The 16,482-nt window shown below is 62.8% G+C and carries 15 protein-coding genes, 1 tRNA gene and 1 pseudogene; 10 read left to right on the top strand and 7 right to left on the bottom strand.

Translation table 11 applies throughout. The annotated features are described in order from the left end of the window. A partial coding sequence (locus tag APH34_RS27430) for a LysR family transcriptional regulator (protein ID WP_177337058.1) occupies positions 1–433 on the bottom strand: 433 nt, incomplete at its 3' end. Between the two features lie 96 nt (positions 434–529). On the opposite strand from APH34_RS27430, the gene APH34_RS27425 reads away from it, so the two are divergent. Both APH34_RS27425 and APH34_RS27420 read left to right on the top strand, forming a co-directional pair. Beyond that, a complete protein-coding gene (locus APH34_RS27425) occupies positions 530–748 on the top strand; it encodes a DUF1127 domain-containing protein (RefSeq protein WP_054903710.1) in 219 nt (72 codons plus the stop codon). An 81-nt stretch (positions 749–829) separates the two neighbouring features. Further along, positions 830–2,050, top strand: a complete 1,221-nt coding sequence (locus tag APH34_RS27420) for a winged helix-turn-helix domain-containing protein (protein WP_054903709.1) — start codon at positions 830–832, stop codon at positions 2,048–2,050. Here the strand turns inward: APH34_RS27420 and APH34_RS27415 are convergent. Beyond that, the gene (locus APH34_RS27415; RefSeq protein ID WP_054903708.1) at positions 2,031–3,377 is read right to left on the bottom strand and encodes a class II 3-deoxy-7-phosphoheptulonate synthase; all 1,347 of its coding nucleotides are present in this window, start codon (positions 3,375–3,377) and stop codon (positions 2,031–2,033) included. The genes APH34_RS27420 and APH34_RS27415 overlap by 20 nt on opposite strands. Positions 3,378–3,494: 117 nt before the next feature. On the opposite strand from APH34_RS27415, the gene APH34_RS27410 reads away from it, so the two are divergent. Next, positions 3,495–4,250 carry a spermidine synthase gene (locus APH34_RS27410; RefSeq protein WP_054903711.1) on the top strand — a complete coding sequence of 252 codons (756 nt, stop codon included), beginning with the start codon at positions 3,495–3,497 and terminating at the stop codon, positions 4,248–4,250. 370 nt (positions 4,251–4,620) lie between these two features. Beyond that, positions 4,621–6,334: pseudogene (locus tag APH34_RS27405) on the top strand (DEAD/DEAH box helicase). Between the two features lie 90 nt (positions 6,335–6,424). On the opposite strand, the gene APH34_RS27400 reads toward APH34_RS27405, so the two are convergent. Further along, positions 6,425–7,192 carry a class III extradiol ring-cleavage dioxygenase gene (locus APH34_RS27400; RefSeq protein WP_054903706.1) on the bottom strand — a complete coding sequence of 256 codons (768 nt, stop codon included), beginning with the start codon at positions 7,190–7,192 and terminating at the stop codon, positions 6,425–6,427. 101 nt (positions 7,193–7,293) lie between these two features. Between APH34_RS27400 and APH34_RS27395 the strand changes: the two genes are divergently transcribed. Next, on the top strand, positions 7,294–7,944 hold the full coding sequence (locus tag APH34_RS27395; protein WP_054903705.1) for a thiopurine S-methyltransferase: 651 nt from the start codon (positions 7,294–7,296) through the stop codon (positions 7,942–7,944). A 66-nt stretch (positions 7,945–8,010) separates the two neighbouring features. Here the strand turns inward: APH34_RS27395 and htpX are convergent, their stop codons facing one another. Next, positions 8,011–8,898 carry a protease HtpX gene (gene htpX, locus APH34_RS27390; protein WP_054903704.1) on the bottom strand — a complete coding sequence of 296 codons (888 nt, stop codon included), beginning with the start codon at positions 8,896–8,898 and terminating at the stop codon, positions 8,011–8,013. 276 nt (positions 8,899–9,174) lie between these two features. Beyond that, positions 9,175–10,386, bottom strand: a complete 1,212-nt coding sequence (locus tag APH34_RS27385; protein WP_054903703.1) for a pyridoxal phosphate-dependent aminotransferase — start codon at positions 10,384–10,386, stop codon at positions 9,175–9,177. 168 nt (positions 10,387–10,554) lie between these two features. Here APH34_RS27385 and msrB point away from each other — a divergent pair, with 168 nt between their 5' ends. Further along, a complete protein-coding gene (msrB, locus tag APH34_RS27380; protein ID WP_054903702.1) occupies positions 10,555–10,956 on the top strand; it encodes a peptide-methionine (R)-S-oxide reductase MsrB in 402 nt (133 codons plus the stop codon). Positions 10,957–10,958: 2 nt separating this feature from the next. Beyond that, on the top strand, positions 10,959–11,447 hold the full coding sequence (locus APH34_RS27375) for a glutathione peroxidase (protein WP_054903701.1): 489 nt from the start codon (positions 10,959–10,961) through the stop codon (positions 11,445–11,447). Here APH34_RS27375 and APH34_RS27370 read toward each other — a convergent pair. Then, entirely contained in the window at positions 11,437–13,794 is a 2,358-nt protein-coding gene (locus APH34_RS27370) for a response regulator (protein WP_054903700.1), read from the bottom strand. The two genes, APH34_RS27375 and APH34_RS27370, sit on opposite strands and share 11 nt — an antisense overlap. Positions 13,795–13,870: 76 nt before the next feature. Between APH34_RS27370 and APH34_RS27365 the strand changes: the two genes are divergently transcribed. Both APH34_RS27365 and APH34_RS27360 read left to right on the top strand, forming a co-directional pair. Continuing rightward, positions 13,871–14,758 carry an ATP-binding protein gene (locus tag APH34_RS27365; protein WP_054903699.1) on the top strand — a complete coding sequence of 296 codons (888 nt, stop codon included), beginning with the start codon at positions 13,871–13,873 and terminating at the stop codon, positions 14,756–14,758. Then, positions 14,759–15,241: a GAF domain-containing protein gene (locus APH34_RS27360; RefSeq protein WP_054903698.1), complete on the top strand. Its 483-nt coding sequence runs from the start codon at positions 14,759–14,761 to the stop codon at positions 15,239–15,241. It begins immediately after the preceding gene. A gap of 78 nt (positions 15,242–15,319) precedes the next feature. Here the strand turns inward: APH34_RS27360 and APH34_RS27355 are convergent, their stop codons facing one another. After that, complete coding sequence (locus APH34_RS27355) at positions 15,320–16,087, bottom strand: hypothetical protein (RefSeq protein WP_054903697.1); 768 nt, start codon at positions 16,085–16,087, stop codon at positions 15,320–15,322. A gap of 319 nt (positions 16,088–16,406) precedes the next feature. Here APH34_RS27355 and APH34_RS27350 point away from each other — a divergent pair. Then, positions 16,407–16,482: transfer RNA gene (locus APH34_RS27350), tRNA-Glu, on the top strand.

The raw sequence follows: 16,482 nt of genomic DNA, 5'->3' as shown, positions 1-16,482 counted from the left end.
GGTCCAGGTCCTGGCGCAGCATCAGTTGTTTCGACGAGTCGCAATGCACCTCCACCTGCACCAGTGGGTAAGCCTGGGCAAAACTCGACAGGATGGTGGGCAGAAAGCGCATGGCATAGTCGTCCGGGGTACCGATACGCACCACCCCTACCATGTGCGGCATGCGCAAGGTGTTGAACACCTCGCCCTGCAACTTGAGGATGCGCCGTGCATAACCGAGCAGCACCTGGCCCTCGGCGGTAAGGCGCACCTGGCGGCCGTCGCGCTCGAAAAGCTGGCGTTGAAGGATGTCTTCCTCCAGGCGCTTCATCTGCATGCTGACGGCCGACTGAGTCCGGTTGACCACCTCGCCGGCGCGGGTAAAGCCGCCTTGCTCGGCAATGGCGACGAAGGTACGCAACACATCGGCATCGAGGCTTTGATACTGGGACATTGCATCAATCTCCGAGATGCATCGCATCAGAAACATTCGTTGGATTGATCTTAAACCTGGCCTGACACTGGAGCCATCAACACGGAGGGCTTCACGATGAAAGGTCATATCAGCGTCATCGAGCAACCTGCCTCTACCCTGAACCACCTGTGGCATGTGGGCGTGCGGCGTGCGGCACGCTGGTGGGAGCTGTATCGCCAGCGCCGCGAACTGGCGCGCCTGAGCGATGCAACCTTGCACGACCTGGGGTTGAGCCGGGCCGATATCCAGCAGGAAGCCGAGCGGCACTTCTGGGATGACCCGCTGCGTAAGTAGCGCATCGGCGGCTTCGCGGCTTGCTCGCCTGGGCGATGGAACCGACACTGGAGGGACAATTGCCTGCAGGGAGATACAACCTTGTCCCTCAACCTGTCCATCCGTCAGGCCCGCCGCCTGGCCTTGTCTGCCCAAGGTTTCGGCAAGCAGCCTGAGGCCGCCCCGGGCCTGGCCGCCGTCAAGCGCATGCTGCAGCGCCTGGGTGTGCTGCAGATCGACTCGGTCAACGCTTTGGTGCGTGCCCATTACCTGCCGTTGTTCTCCCGGCTGGGCGATTATTCGCCGGCCATGCTCGATCAGCTCGCCTGGGGCGGTGGCCGCCAGCGTCAGTTGTTCGAGTATTGGGGCCATGAGGCTTCGCTGTTGCCGCTGAGCCTTTATCCACTGCTGCGCTGGCGCATGGCGCATGCCGCCGAAGGCCGGGGTATCTATCGCCAGCTCGCGCAGTTCGGCCGTGATCGCCAGGACGTGATCGCCCGGGTGCTGGCGGCGGTCCGCGAGCAGGGTGCCCTGGGCGCTGGCAGCCTGTCCACGCGCCAGGAGCGCGCTGGCCCGTGGTGGGACTGGAGCGAGGAGAAGCATGCCCTGGAGTGGCTGTTCGCCGCAGGGGAGGTGACGGTGGCGGGCCGACGTGGCTTCGAGCGGTTGTACGATGTGCCGGACAAGGTGTTGCCGCGTGCGACGCTCGATCAGCCACTGCCGAGCGAAACCCAGGCCCAGCAGGGCTTGATGCTGCACGCCGCCAGTGCCCTGGGCGTGGCCACCGAGCGTGACCTGCGCGACTATTTTCGCCTGGAGCCTGGGCAGAGCAGGGCGGCCCTGGCGGAGTTGGTCGCCGATGGTCGGCTGCAGACGGTACAGGTACAGGGCTGGAAGCAGCTCGCCTACTGCGCTGGCACACCGCGTGTCCCCCGGCGGATCGCGGCCAGCGCGCTGCTCTCGCCGTTCGATTCGTTGGTCTGGGAGCGTAATCGCACCGAGCGGCTGTTCGACTTCCGTTATCGCCTGGAGATCTACACCCCCGCGCACAAGCGGGTCTATGGCTATTATGTGCTGCCTTTTCTGTTCGAAGAACGCATTGCCGCGCGTGTGGACGTGCGGGCCGAGCGTGCCCATGGACGGTTGGCGGTGCACGCGGTGCACGCCGAGCCTGGCGGGTTGGGAGAGGCGGGTTACCAGGCGCTGGCGGGGCAGTTGCTGCGCCTGGCTCAGTGGCTGGGCCTTGAGTGCGTGCAATTGAACTGCCCCCGCGAGGAGGGCAGCCAGCTGCGTCAGGCGTTGCTTAGCGCCGCACCTGCTTGAGGGTCTCGGCGATCAGGAACGCCAGCTCCAGCGACTGATCGGCGTTCATGCGTGGGTCGCAATGGGTATGGTAGCGGTCGGACAGGGCATCTTCGGTGATGGGCCGTGCGCCACCGATGCATTCGGTGACATTCTGCCCGGTCATCTCGATGTGGATGCCGCCGGCGTGGCTGCCCTCGGCCTGGTGCACCTGGAAGAACTGCTTCACCTCGTCAAGGATCTGCGCGAAATCACGGGTCTTGTAGCCACTGCTGGCCTTGATGGTGTTGCCGTGCATCGGGTCGGAACTCCACAGCACCTTGCGCCCTTCGCGCTCGACGTTGCGAATCAGCCCTGGCAGATGCTCGCCAACCTTGCCGGCGCCCATGCGCACGATCAGGTTGAGGCGCCCTGGGTCGTTGTCCGGGTTGAGCGTGTCGATCAGGCGAATCAGCTCTTCGGGGTTCATGCTCGGGCCTACCTTGACGCCGATCGGGTTATGCACGCCGCGCAGGAATTCCACATGGGCGCCGTCGAGTTGGCGTGTACGGTCGCCGATCCACAGCATGTGGGCCGAGCAATCGTAATAGTCGCCAGTCAGGCTGTCCTGGCGGACGAAGGCCTCTTCGTAGTTGAGCAGCAGCGCTTCGTGGGCGGTGAAGAAGCTGGTCTCGCGCAACTGCGGGGCGCTGTCCAGACCACAGGCGCGCATGAAGGCCAGGGTTTCGTCGATGCGGTTGGCCAACTGGTGGTACTTGTCGGCCAGCGCCGAGTTGGCGATGAAGTCCAGGTTCCATTTGTGCACTTGGTGCAGGTCGGCAAAGCCGCCCTGGGCGAAGGCGCGCAGCAGGTTGAGGCTGGCAGTGGCCTGGTGGTAGGCCTGCAGCAAGCGCTCAGGGTCTGGCACGCGGCTCTTCTCGTCAAAGCCGATGCCGTTGACGATGTCACCGCGGTAAGCCGGCAGGGTAACGTTGCCCAAGGTTTCATCGCCCGAAGAACGTGGCTTGGCGAACTGCCCGGCCATGCGTCCGACCTTGACCACCGGGCAGCCGGCGGCAAACGTCATGACAATGGCCATCTGCAGCAGCACCTTGAAGGTGTCGCGGATTTTCGCTGCCGAAAATTCGGCGAAGCTTTCAGCGCAGTCCCCACCTTGCAGCAGGAAGGCGCGGCCCTCGGTCACCTCGGCGAACTGCCGGCGCAGCTCGCGGGCCTCCCCGGCGAACACCAGCGGCGGGTAGCTGGCCAGGGTCTGCTCGACCTTGAGCAGGTGCGCGGCGTCAGGGTAGGTCGGTTGCTGCTGGATCGGCAGGGCACGCCAGCTGTCAGGGCTCCACGGTCGGTTCATCACGGGCTCGGTATTGTCGGTTTAGGCTACCTGCCATGGTAACAGTTGGCGCCAAGCTTGTTGCAGCGAGGACGTTGGCGGACAATGCGTGTTTTTGCGCAGGTGAGTGGCAAGGACATGACGACGGAACGGGAAGAGCGGCTGTTGGCCCGCGTCGAGGATGCCTTTGGCGTCATCAGCGTTTACGAGGTGGACGATTACCGCTTTCTCGAGTTCGGTGATGCCATCGAGCAGAGCTGCGTGTTCACCGCCGACCCCAGCTGGCTGGAGTACGACTATACCCGCGCCATGCTGGTCGGGGCGCTCTGCCACCGGCAGCCGGAAAGCGCGCTGTTCCTCGGCCTGGGGGCTGGCACCCTGACCCAGGCCTGCATGAAGTTCCTGCCGCTGGACGACATCGAGGCCATCGAACTGCGCCCGGATGTACCGCGCCTGGCCATGGAGTACCTGGGTCTAGACGATGACCCGCGCCTGTATGTGCGCGTGGGCGATGCCCTTGAGTTGCTGCCCACGGCGGAGAAGGCCGACCTGCTGTTCGTCGACCTGTATACCGACCATGGGCCGGGTGTCGGCCACCTGGCCTGGACCTTCCTGGAAAACTGCCAGAAGCAGCTGAACCCGGGCGGCTGGCTGGTGATCAACCAGTGGGCCAGCGATGATGGCAGGCCGCTGGGTGCGGCGCTGTTGCGCGGCTTGTACCACCGGCATTACTGGGAGTTACCGGTCAAGGAGGGCAATGTGATCCTATTGGTGCCGGCAGACCTGGATCAGGTGCTGGACCTGGATGGCATGCGGGCACGGGCCGAGGCGTTGGCGCCGCGGTTGGGGTATAGCCTGGAGGCGTTGATCCGGGTGATTCGACCGGCTACCTGAAGCGGTGCTGTGGCGCTGATGGCCCCATCGCCCCCAAAATCGCGGTTTTGCTGTGAGCCGGCTAGCCGGCGGCAGGGCCGGTAAACCAGCAACGCATTAACGTTTCAGCGGGTCATTACTGATGGCCCCATACTGGCCTTCACCAGAGAAAATTTTCCTCACGTCCTTCTGTTAATTCGGGTATAGTACGCGCCGGTCTTTTAGCGGACCTCAAAATCAGGTGGTGCAAATCCTCCGAGTCCAGCTTCGGCTGCACGTCCGCTAGGCGGACCTTCCCAAGTTTTTCTTTTTCAATCGTTTTCGCAAATCCCCGCCGCCAAAGCTGCCTGGGTGACCTTCCGGTCTTTCAAGGCATGTGCAGCTTTGGAGCATGGGTCTTTGCGGATGCACCTAGAGGCAGACCCATGACCCAGGAAACCGGCGGATTCGCCGCTCTCGATCTCAATCCGAATATCGTCGCTGCTGTTCTGGCCACTGGCTACGAAGAGCCGTCGGCCATTCAGCATCAGTCGATCCCGATCATCCTCGCCGGTCACGACATGATCGGCCAGGCGCAGACTGGCACCGGCAAGACCGCTGCCTTCGCCCTGCCGATCCTCAACAAGATCGACGTGAGCAAGCGCGAACCGCAAGCCCTGATCCTGGCGCCAACCCGTGAGTTGGCGCTGCAAGTCGCTACCGCTTTCGAAACCTACGCCAAGCAGATGCCGGGCGTTAACGTGGTGGCTGTATACGGTGGTGCCCCGATGGGCCCACAGCTGCGTGCCATTCGTAACGGCGCGCAGATCGTCGTGGCAACGCCAGGTCGTCTGTGCGACCACCTGCGTCGTGACGAGAAAGTCCTGTCCACCGTGCAGTACCTGGTACTGGACGAAGCCGATGAAATGCTCAAGCTGGGCTTCATGGATGACCTCGAAGTGATCTTCGATGCCATCCCGGCCAGCCGTCAGACGGTACTGTTCTCCGCAACCCTGCCGTCGTCGATCCGTTCGATCGCCGAACGTCACCTGCGTGAGCCCAAGCACGTCAAGATCCAGAGCAAGACCCAGACCGTCACCGCGATCGACCAGGCTCACCTGATGGTCCACGCCGACCAGAAGATCCCGGCTGTTCTGCGTTTGCTGGAAGTGGAAGAGTTCGACGCGCTGATCGCCTTCGTGCGTACCAAGCAAGCCACCCTGGACCTGGCCGCCGCGCTGGAAGCCAAAGGCTACAAGGCTGCTGCGCTGAACGGCGACATCGCCCAGAACCAGCGTGAGCGCGTCATCGACTCGCTCAAGGATGGCCGCCTGGACATCGTCGTCGCCACTGACGTCGCTGCCCGTGGTCTGGACGTACCGCGCATCACCCACGTGTTCAACGTGGACATGCCGTACGACCCGGAGTCCTACGTGCACCGTATCGGCCGTACCGGCCGTGCCGGTCGTGAAGGCCGTGCACTGCTGCTGGTCACCCCACGTGAGCGCCGTATGCTGCAGGTCATCGAGCGCGTTACCGGGCAGAAGGTTGCCGAAGCGCGCCTGCCGAACGCTCAGGCCGTGCTGGATGCGCGTATCAAGAAGCTGACCTCGAGCCTGGCGCCGCTGGTGGCCGAAGCAGAAGCCACCCACGGTGAACTGTTCGACCGCCTGACCGAGGCCCTGGGTTGCAGCCCGCGTGCCCTGTCCGCAGCCCTGCTGCGCAAGGCAACCAATGGCCAAGCGCTGGACCTGGCAGCGGTAGAGCGCGAGCAGCCGCTGGTACCAAGCTTCGCACCGCGCGGTGAGCGCCCGGAGCGTGGTGACCGTGCCGAGCGTAGCGACCGTGGTGACCGCGAGCGTCGTGCGCCGATGCCACTGGCCGAAGGCCGCGTGCGTTGCCGTACTGCCCTGGGTGCCCGTGACGGTATCGCTGCCAAGAACCTCCTGGGCGCGATCCTCAACGAAGGTGGCCTGGCCCGTGACGCCATCGGCCGTATCCAGGTGCGCGACAGCTTCAGCCTGATCGAGCTGCCGGAAGATGGCCTGGAGCGCCTGCTGACCAAGCTCAAGGACACCCGCGTGGCTGGTAAGCAGCTGAAGCTGCGCCGCTACCGCGAGGATTGATCCTGGCGTAACGAAAAAATCCCCGGCCCAGGTCGGGGATTTTTTTTATCCGTGTGGGCCCGGTCGCCGGCTTGCCGGCGATAAGGGCTTTCAGTCGAACCGGTAGATGTCCATCCCCAGTGCGCCTAAGGTAAACCCCTGGTGCACGATGCCGAATTTGCCACCCGCCCCAAGGGCAAAGAACAACGGCAAAAAATGCTCATCACTGGGGTGATTGCGCACGGCAAACGGCGCCTGTCGCTTGAAGTCCAGCAGGGCGGCCTGGTCATCCTCGCCCAGCTTCTCCACCACCCAATCCCGGAACGCCAGCGCCCACGGCTCGATTACCTCCGGCCCGGCATGCCAGTCAAGCTCACCCAGGTTGTGGGTGATACTCCCGGACCCCACCAGCAGGACGCCCTCATCGCGCAATGCCGCCAGTGCCTGGCCAACCTTGAGCTGGAGTGCAGGCCCTGCGTGGCTGGGCAAGGAAACTTGAAGCACAGGAATGCTTGCGTCTGGGTACATCAGCGACAGGGGTACCCAGGCGCCGTGGTCGAACGGCCGCTGGCCATCCAGGCGCGCTGGCAGACCCGCACCGTTCAGCAAATCGCTGACCTTCATCGCCAGCCCTGGCTCGCCCGGAGCGGGGTACTGCACCGCATACAGCGCAGCGGGAAACCCGTGGAAATCATGCCAGGTCTGTGGCTGCTTGCTGCCGGTCACCAGCAGCGCGCGACTTTCCCAGTGGGCAGACACCACCACGATCGCCTTCGGGCGGGGCAGGGCATTGGCCAGTCCGGCCAGGGCCGGCCCGCTGGCGCCGGGTTGCAGGGCAAGCATGGGGGAACCGTGGGAAATGAACAGACTGGGCAGCATGGCGGGGTCCTGAAGGTTAAGATGCCCTCATCTTCGGTCAGTTACCGATCGGCATCCAATATAAGATCTTCGCCAAACTTATCGAAAAACCAGGAGGAAGCATGGAGCCGGCGTTTTGGCACCGCAAGTGGGCCGACAACCAGATTGGTTTTCACCAGGCACAGCCGAGCCCTTATTTGCAACGGCATTGGCCAGCGCTTGGGTTGGCTGCGGGCAGCCGTGTGCTGGTGCCCTTGTGTGGCAAGAGCCTGGATCTGGCCTGGTTGGCGGCACAGGGGCATCGGGTGCTGGGCATCGAGCTGTCACCGCGGGCGGTGGAAGCCTTCTTCACGGAGCATGGGCTGGACGCCCAGGTGTCGCGACAAGGTGCATTCGAGGTCTGGCGCAGTGGCGATGTGCAGGTGTGGTGCGGGGATTTCTTCGCCTTGCGGGCGGAGGATATCGCCGATTGTGCAGGGCTGTATGACCGTGCAGCAATGATCGCGCTGCCCCCGGTGATGCGCGAGCGTTACCTGGCACTGCTTTCACGGGCGCTGCCGGTGGGCGCCAAGGGCCTGCTGGTGACCCTGGATTACGACCAGAAGCTGCTTGCCGGGCCGCCGTTTTCGGTGGGAGACGATGAGGTTCGTCAGGGGCTTGCGGGCTGGAGCCTGCAAGCGCTGGAAACGAATGAACTGATCGGGGAAAGCCCGAAGTTCCAGCAGGCGGGCTTGACCAGCCTGTTGGAGCGGGTGTATCGCGTTCAGTGCTGATTGGGAGGGCAGGGCACAGAAACAAGAAAGGGCGACCGAAGTCGCCCTTTCTCATCGCCTGAACAATCAGCCGCGGCGGCGCAGTGCCTCGATACGCTCTTCCAGCGGCGGGTGGCTCATCAGCAGGCCGGCCAGGCCATGCTTGAGGCCACCGTTGATGCCGAAGGCCTTCAAGGTGTCGGGCATGTGCACCGGCAGGCCCTGTTCCACGCGCAGGCGCTGCAGGGCGCCGATCATTGCGGCGGTACCGGCAAGCTGAGCACCGGCTTCGTCGGCGCGGTATTCGCGGCGGCGCGAGAACCACATGACGATCATGCTTGCCAGGATGCCCAGCACCAGTTCGGCGACGATGGTCGCTACGTAGTAGGCAATGCCCTGGCCTTCTTCGTTCTTGAAGATGACCTTGTCGACGAAGTTGCCGATGATGCGGGCGAAGAACATCACGAAGGTGTTCACCACGCCCTGTACCAATGCCAGGGTGACCATGTCACCGTTGGCCACGTGGCCGATTTCGTGGGCCAGTACGGCACGCACTTCATCGGGCGAGAAGCGCTCCAGCAGGCCCTGGGAGACGGCCACCAGGGCGTCGTTACGGTTCCAGCCGGTGGCGAAGGCGTTAGCCTCGTAGGCCGGGAAGATACCTACCTCGGGCATCTTGATGCCGGCTTCGCGCGACAACTCCTCGACCGTTTGCAGCAGCCACTGTTCGTGGCGGGTGCGTGGCTGGGAAATGATCTGGGTGCCGGTGGTCATCTTCGCCATCCACTTGGAGATGAACAGCGAGATAAGGGAGCCGGCAAAACCGAACACGGCGCAGAACACCAGCAGGCTGCTGAGGTTGAGGTCAACCCCGTTGGCGGCCATGAACCCGTTGAAGCCGAACAGGCTCAGGGTAATGCTTGCAACCAGCACCACCGCGAGGTTGGTGGCTACAAACAACAGAATGCGCATCATGGTTGTTACGTTCTCCTGACGGATGAATTGTCGCTTACTGCGGGGTATATAAGGGGCTTGTCGCGTGGATTCAATCGGGCGACTATTTCAAACTGTGTACGGCGGAGTATGGCAGAGGATGACGCGGGGGCTGTGGGATAGAGCGTTGCAGGATGTAAGAAACACCCTGTGAGATTGTACGGGGCTGCTTTGCAGCCCATTCGCAGCACAAGGCTGCTCCTACAGGGGAGCGCGTACACCTGTAGGAGCAGCCTTGTGCTGCGAAGAGGCCATCATCTACTGCGAATAAGTGCGCAGGAAGTTGCCAATCCGGCCAATCGCCGCCTCCAGGTCATCCACCCGCGGCAATGTCACCACACGGAAGTGGTCCGGCCACGGCCAGTTGAACGCCGTACCTTGAACGATCAGCAGCTTTTCCGACAGCAGCAGGTCCAGCGCGAACTTCTCGTCGTTGAGGATCGGGCACACTTTGGGGTCGATCCGCGGGAACGCGTACAGCGCACCCATCGGCTTGACGCAGCTCACACCCGGGATGTCGTTGAGCAGCTCATAAGTGCGGTTGCGCTGCTCCAGCAGGCGGCCCGGTGGCAGCACCAGGTCGTTGATGCTCTGGTAGCCGCCCAGTGCGGTCTGGATGGCGTGCTGGGCCGGGACGTTGGCGCACAGGCGCATGTTGGCCAGCATGTCGATGCCTTCGATGTAGCTCTGGGCATGGTGCTTGGGCCCAGAGATGATCAGCCAGCCGGAACGGAAGCCCGCTACCCGGTACGACTTGGACAGGCCGTTGAACGTCAGGCACAGCAGGTCCGGGGCCAGCGAAGCGGTGCTGATGTGCACGGCCTCGTCGTAAAGGATCTTGTCGTAGATCTCGTCGGAGAACACCACCAGGTTGTGCTCGCGCGCCAGCTCCAGCATGCCCAGCAGCAGCTCCCTGGAGTACACGGCACCGGTCGGGTTGTTCGGGTTGATGATCACCAGGGCCTTGGTGTTCGGGGAGATCTTGGCCTTGATGTCTTCAAGGTCCGGGAACCAGTCGGCCTGCTCGTCGCACAGGTAGTGCACCGGCTTGCCGCCAGCCAGGCTTACCGCGGCGGTCCACAGCGGGTAGTCAGGGGCTGGGATCAGCACTTCGTCGCCGTTGTTGAGCAGCGCCTGCATCGACATGACGATGAGCTCGGACACACCATTGCCCAGGTAGATGTCCTCGATGGTGACGCCTTCGATTTCCTTCTGCTGGCAGTACTGCATCACCGCCTTGCGCGCACTGAACAGGCCCTTGGAATCGCTGTACCCCTGTGCGGTCGGCAGGTTGCGGATCACATCCTGGAGGATTTCGTCCGGCGCTTCGAAGCCAAACGGCGCCGGGTTGCCGATGTTCAGCTTGAGGATGCGATGGCCTTCCTCTTCCAGGCGTTTGGCGTGCTTGAGCACCGGGCCGCGAATGTCATAGCAGACATTGGCGAGCTTGTTCGATTTGCTGAACTGCATGATGTGATCCCGATTGAGAATACGCGGTGCGCCGCCGTCGAAAGGTTTGAAAGGGCGGGGCGCGGGTGCCAGACTTGAGGCCTTGCACACGAAGCCAACTAATATACGTGCCACCCGCGTTACGGAAAAGACGGCGCGAGGTGAAATTCAGCCTGCCGAGGTCCCTACATGCAAAAGATCGATAAAACCCTGGAAGAATGGCGTGCGATGCTCGACCCCGAGCAGTACCAGGTGTGCCGCCTGAAGGGCACTGAGCGGCCGTTCACTGGCAAGTACAACAGCGAGCGTCGCGACGGTATCTACCATTGCATCTGCTGTGACCTGCCGCTGTTTGATTCGAAGGCCAAGTTCGATTCTGGTTGCGGCTGGCCGAGCTTTTATGCCCCCCTTGAGGAACGCGCGATGATCGAGATCCGCGACACCTCCCACGGCATGATCCGTACCGAGGTCACCTGCGCGCAGTGCGACGCCCACCTGGGTCATGTGTTCCCCGACGGCCCACCACCGACGGGCCTGCGCTACTGCATCAACTCGGTATGCCTGGACTTCAAACCCCGCAACGGAGCCTGAACATGGCCGCATCGATGCTGGATATTCCCTGTGTGACCCTGGGCGGTGAGCACAAGGTGCTGGGCGACTTCGCCGGCAAGGCGCTGCTGGTGGTCAACACCGCCAGCCAGTGCGGCTTCACCCCGCAGTACAAGGGGCTGGAGCAGCTCTGGCAGCAGTACCGCGAGCGCGGCCTGGTGGTGCTGGGCTTCCCCTGCAATCAGTTCGGCAAGCAGGAACCGGGTGATGCCCGCGAGATCGCGCAGTTCTGTGAGCTCAATTTTGGCGTGAGCTTCCCGCTGTTTCGCAAGGTCGAGGTCAACGGCCCGGCGGCCCACCCGCTGTTCGTCGAGCTCAAGCAGCGCGCCCCGGGCCTGCTGGGGTCGCAAAAGATCAAATGGAATTTCACGAAATTTCTGGTCGACCCGGCCAGCGGTAGTGTCACGCGCTATGCGCCGACCACCAAGCCCCAGGCGCTGGAGGCCGATATCGAGCGCCTGCTCAGCCGCTGAACGGTACCCAGTGATCGATCAGCGCCAGTAGCTCTTCGCGGCGGAAGGGCTTGGCCAGGTAATCGTTCATGCCCGCCGCCCGGCACCGCTCGCGCTCTTCGGGCATGGCGTTGGCGGTCAGGGCGACGATCGGCAATTCAGGCCAGCGGCCGCTCTGGCGAATGTGTCGGCTGGCTTCGTAGCCATCCATGACCGGCATGTTGCAGTCCATCAGCACCAGGTCGAATGTTTCCTGCTCCAGCCATTCCAGGGCTTCCAAGCCTTGGGTGGCCACCTGCACCTCGCAGCCGAGCTTGGCCAACATGCCCTTGGCCACCAGCTGGTTTACTGGGTTGTCCTCCACCAGCAGGATCCGCGCCCGGCCTGCGGTGGCCGTGAGCGCTGGGGTGGCCAGTGGGTGTTCGGGGGCGTGCCCTTGCAAGGTGCGGCGCAGCATCTGGTACAGAGCATTGCGTGCCAGTGGGCGGGCCAGCTGGTGCAACGGTGCCAGTTGCGCCGACTGCTCGGCGGGCAGGAAATTACCGTAGGCGGTCACCAGCAGGATCGGCGCCTTGAGCGCGGGGCGCAGTTCGAACAAGTGGTCCAGGTCGTCGGTGATCAGCAGGTCGATCGCACGGATATCCAGCGTCGTGGCGCTGTCGTGCCGTTGGTATCCCAACCCCCAGCTGGGCAGCAGCTCCTGCAGCAGCTCGTTCAGGCCGCTGCCGGCATTGCTCAGGGCCACCACCTGCCCCTGCAGCTGTGCCGGCGCGATGGCTTCGGTATGGATGGGCAGCGGCAGTTCTGCGCTGAAGCAGCTCCCAAACCCCGGCTCGGAGCGAATGTGCAGATGGCCTTGCATGGCCCTGCACAGGTTGCGGGTCAGGGCCAGGCCCAGGCCCGTGCCACCATACTGGCGGGTAATGCCGGCGCCGGCCTGGGTGAATGGCTGGAAGATCCGCGCCTGGGCATTTTCGGGGATGCCGATACCGGTGTCGCGCACCTCCAGGCGGACACCGCCGACAATGCGTGCCAGGTGCACATCGACGCGGCCAAAGCGGGTGAACTTGAGGGCGTTGGACAGCAGGTTGCTGACCACTTGGCGCACACGGGTCGGGTCACCTAGCACCGAACTTGGAAAGTCGCGGGCGATCAGGCAGGTCAGCTCGACATTTTGCGCCGCGTTCTGGGACAGCAGATTGGCGGTGTCCTCGACCATCGCGCCCAGGTCGAAGGGGATACGTTCCAGTTCAAGCTGCCCGGCATCGAACTTGGACAGGTCGAGAATATCGTTGAGCAGTTCTACCAGCACCTTGCCCGAATCATGGGCAATCGCCAACTGCTGGCGCTGCTCGCTGGGCAGCGGGCTGTCGAGCGCCAGTGCGATCATGCCCAGCATCCCGTTGAGCGGCGTGCGGATCTCGTGGCTCATGTTGGCCAGGAAGGCTGCCCGCGCCTGGGCCATGTCCAACGCCCGCTGGCGCGCCTCCATCAGCTCCTGGTTCGAGTGGCTGAGCCGGCTGTTGCTGGCTTTGAGCTCCTCGGTACGGGCAGAGACGATGTCTTCCAGTTCATTGAGGTACTGCGTAAGCCGATTCTCGGCGGTGCGCCGCTGCTGGATTTCGGTGGCCATGCTGACGAACTGCTGGTTGGCGACCTTGACCAGGACGCCGATTTCATCGAGTTCGTGGCCAGGTGGGCATTCCAGGCGGGTTTGCCCGGGTTGGCGCGGGTCTCTGCCGCTGAGCGCGCCGATTACCGTCACCAGCGGTTTGGTCAGCATCATGTAGAACAGTGCGAGAAGGATGCCCGTCAGTACCAGGCTGCGGACAAAACCGTTGAACAGGGTAACCCCGGCCCGGTCAAGGAAGCGGCTGCCGAAGGCATAGGTGTCGACGTCCAGGTAGAGGGTGCCCAGGTATTGTTCAGGCATATGGGTCAGGAACAGGCTCTCCTTGAACTGGCGCTGGTCGCCAAACAGGAAGTCGCTCAGTGGCCGATAGCGGTCTTGCAGGCGTGGGCGCTGGACATCGGCCAACACCGTATCGTTGTTGTCGATCATGCGGGCGCGAATGACCGCGGGTGATTGCAGCAGGCCGCCGGTCAGCTCCTGCGCCAGTTCCGAATCGATGTTATAGGCGATGCGCGAGGCCGGATTGTGGCTGATTTGCAGCAGTGCCTGCACTTCGCGGTTGATGGATGCGTCTTCACTGGCATAATCGATGCCGATCTGGATGAGACTGAGCAATGTTCCCAGGATGAAGCCGACCAGGACTGTCAACCGGGCTTGCTTGTATGACAGGCGATTGGTGAACTTGATATCCATGATTCCCGAGCCGGTTTCACGTCCCTTGCGCTGCGCAAGCATAGCCGATCAGCCCCGGCTACTGGCGGGCCTGTCACACATTCAGCTTTTAATCTCACCTGTCTTGCTAGGAGTCGTCATGGACGCTCGCTTGAATGCTTTCCTGGAACGCGCCGAATCGGTACTGGCCCGTCTCGAACCGCTGTTGCCGGCACCACGCCCGACCATCGATTGGTCCACCACCCTGGCCGCCCGTTGGCAGCGCGATGGCCGAACCGGCTACTTGATGCCGCTTGAGGTCAGCCTGGACATCCGCTTGACCGACCTGATTGGCGTCGACAAGCAACGTGACCAGTTGGGCCGCAACACCCACCAGTTCATCAATGGCCTGCCGGCCAACCACGCCTTGCTGTGGGGCTCGCGCGGCACGGGCAAGTCATCGCTGGTGCGCGCCCTACTGGCTGAGCATGCGGGGGCCGGGCTGCGGCTGATCGAGATCGAGCGCGACCACCTGGCCGACTTGCCGCGTGTCGTCGAGCAACTGCAGAAGTTGGCGCAGCGCTTCATCCTGTTCTGTGATGACCTGTCCTTCGAAGCGGGGGAGGGGGACTACCGGGTACTCAAGAGCGTGCTTGACGGCTCGCTGGAGCAGGCGCCGGACAACGTGTTGTTGTACGCCACCTCTAACCGCCGCCACCTGGTGCCGGAGAAGGAAAGCGACAACGAGAACTGGAAGCGCGTCGATGGCGAGTTGCACCCCAGCGAGGCGGTGGAAGACAAGATCGCCCTGTCCGACCGATTTGGCCTGTGGCTATCGTTCTACCCCTTCACCCAGGAACACTTCCTCGACGTGGTCGAACACTGGATTGGGCAGCTGGCGCAGGCTGCAGGCCTTGAGTGGCAGCGCAACGAAGACCTCGACATCCTCGCCGTGCGCTGGGCCACTGGCCGCGGCAACCGTAATGGCCGTTGTGCCTATCAGTTCGCCCGCTACTGGGTTGGGCTGCAATTGTTGGAGCAGAAATAAATGATCGATCTCAATGCCGGTGGCGTCGGCCTCGACGGCTACAACCTGCTGGCGGCCCAAGTGCAGGCGCTGTTTGCCGACGAGCGCGACTTCATCGCCAATGCCGCGCAGTTCTCGGCGTTTCTTTATCACCAGGTGGACGACCTGAACTGGGCGGGGTTTTACCTCAACCGCAACGAAGAGTTGGTGCTTGGCCCGTTCCAGGGCCAGGTGGCCTGTGTGCGCATTCCCTTCAGCAAAGGGGTGTGTGGCGCAGCGGCAGCCACTGGGCAGACTCAGCGGGTGGAAGACGTGCATGCCTTTCCAGGGCATATTGCCTGTGACAGTGCATCCAACAGCGAGCTGGTGATTCCGCTGGTGAAGGCGGGCAGGTTGATTGGGGTGCTGGACCTGGACAGCCCGAAGCTGGCGCGTTTCAGCGAGGCGGACCAGGTGGGGCTGGAGCGGTTGGCGGCGCTCTTTTTGGAATTGACCGACTGCTGATTGCTGCCTTGTCAGTGCCGGCCGCTTCGCGGGGCAAGCCCGCTCCCACAGGTAGGCCCGCGAAGCGGCCGGCACAGGTCAGTCGTAGATCACCCGCTTCTTCCAGGTTTCGTCCTCATCGGTCTTCAGCCCCTGGGTCAACGCGTTCTCGTCATTTTCGGCCGGCTCCATCTGGTCCAGCACCTGGGCATTGGCCCGTGCCAGGAGTTTCTCCAGGTAGGTGAGCTGTTCTTCGTATATTTTTGGCTCAGGCTGCTTTCGCAGGTACTGCACACCCCGCTCGAACGCGAGTCGCGCCTGGCCCGGTTGTTCCTGTTGCAGGGCCTGCTGGCCAAGGTTGTTGAAGAACTCGATGTGCAGCAGCACCAGCAGGTGGCGAATTTCCTTTACCCAATGCTTGCCCTCGGTGGTTTGCAGGACATTTTCCTGGGTAGCCCTGACGATCTGGGTGTGCAGAGCCTCGAGCAGGAAGCGCACATCCTTGGCCTTGACCTCGGTCTGGATCGGGCTTGGAGGGTTGTTCACCGGGATTCGCTCGCCCTGTGCGATCAAACCTTCCAGTTCGGCGATGCGTGCCTTGAGCTCGCCATTGTGCTTGTCCAGGGCCAGTTGCCGCTGGTTGAGGCTCAGTTCCAGACGGGCCAGCAGCAGCTTGAGGGCCGGGGTCATGAACTGGCCGGGGAAGGTCTCGGTGATTTCGCCACAGCGGCGCACACGGTCGGCAAGCTCGATTTTCAGCCGCGCGCGTTCCAGTTTGCTGTTCTCGACCACGTTGTTGAGGTAGCCGATCACGATCAGCAGGGCAATACCCGCAACGATGAGCAGTGTGATCAGAAGTGGGGTCACCGTTAACGCCTCATCAGGAAGTTTTACATTGAGAGTGTAGCGAACAGGCCAGCCAGCTCGCCACGTGAGTCTGTGTCGGCTCGTCGCCGGATTTCTCCAGTGATGGCACTTTGCGTTCAGACCGTCAGAAAATCAACGCCAATCCGTGGACACCCCCTGGCAAGCTACCTCTATAGAGAGCGAAGTCATTGATTTAAATAAATTTCTAGAAAAGGGTTGACGGCCTTTCGCGGCATCCATAGAATGCGCGCCACTTGCAGCGTAAAGCTCACAGCGAAACGCGGCAGGGAGTGAAAGCAGGCAGTAATGCTTGTAGCGTGTCCCCTTCGTCTAGTGGCCTAGGACACCGCCCTTTCACGGCGGTAACAGGGGTTCGAGTCCCCTAGGGGACGCCA

Source organism: Pseudomonas sp. NBRC 111131 (genome assembly GCF_001320525.1).
In the GTDB taxonomy this organism is placed as follows: domain Bacteria; phylum Pseudomonadota; class Gammaproteobacteria; order Pseudomonadales; family Pseudomonadaceae; genus Aquipseudomonas; species Aquipseudomonas ceruminis.
The sequence above is the reverse complement of the archived record's forward strand: the minus strand, read 5'-3'. Positions and strand labels throughout refer to the sequence as shown.

Coding starts and splice junctions, on each gene's coding strand:
- APH34_RS27360 (WP_054903698.1), top strand. CDS start 14,759: ATGATCGATCTCAATGCCGGTGGCGTCGGCCTCGACGGCTACAACCTG.
- APH34_RS27365 (WP_054903699.1), top strand. CDS start 13,871: ATGGACGCTCGCTTGAATGCTTTCCTGGAACGCGCCGAATCGGTACTG.
- APH34_RS27375 (WP_054903701.1), top strand. CDS start 10,959: ATGGCCGCATCGATGCTGGATATTCCCTGTGTGACCCTGGGCGGTGAG.
- msrB (WP_054903702.1), top strand. CDS start 10,555: ATGCAAAAGATCGATAAAACCCTGGAAGAATGGCGTGCGATGCTCGAC.
- APH34_RS27410 (WP_054903711.1), top strand. CDS start 3,495: ATGACGACGGAACGGGAAGAGCGGCTGTTGGCCCGCGTCGAGGATGCC.
- APH34_RS27370 (WP_054903700.1), bottom strand. CDS start 13,794: ATGCTTGCGCAGCGCAAGGGACGTGAAACCGGCTCGGGAATCATGGAT.
- APH34_RS27415 (WP_054903708.1), bottom strand. CDS start 3,377: ATGAACCGACCGTGGAGCCCTGACAGCTGGCGTGCCCTGCCGATCCAG.
- htpX (WP_054903704.1), bottom strand. CDS start 8,898: ATGATGCGCATTCTGTTGTTTGTAGCCACCAACCTCGCGGTGGTGCTG.
- APH34_RS27400 (WP_054903706.1), bottom strand. CDS start 7,192: ATGCTGCCCAGTCTGTTCATTTCCCACGGTTCCCCCATGCTTGCCCTG.
- APH34_RS27425 (WP_054903710.1), top strand. CDS start 530: ATGAAAGGTCATATCAGCGTCATCGAGCAACCTGCCTCTACCCTGAAC.
- APH34_RS27385 (WP_054903703.1), bottom strand. CDS start 10,386: ATGCAGTTCAGCAAATCGAACAAGCTCGCCAATGTCTGCTATGACATT.
- APH34_RS27395 (WP_054903705.1), top strand. CDS start 7,294: ATGGAGCCGGCGTTTTGGCACCGCAAGTGGGCCGACAACCAGATTGGT.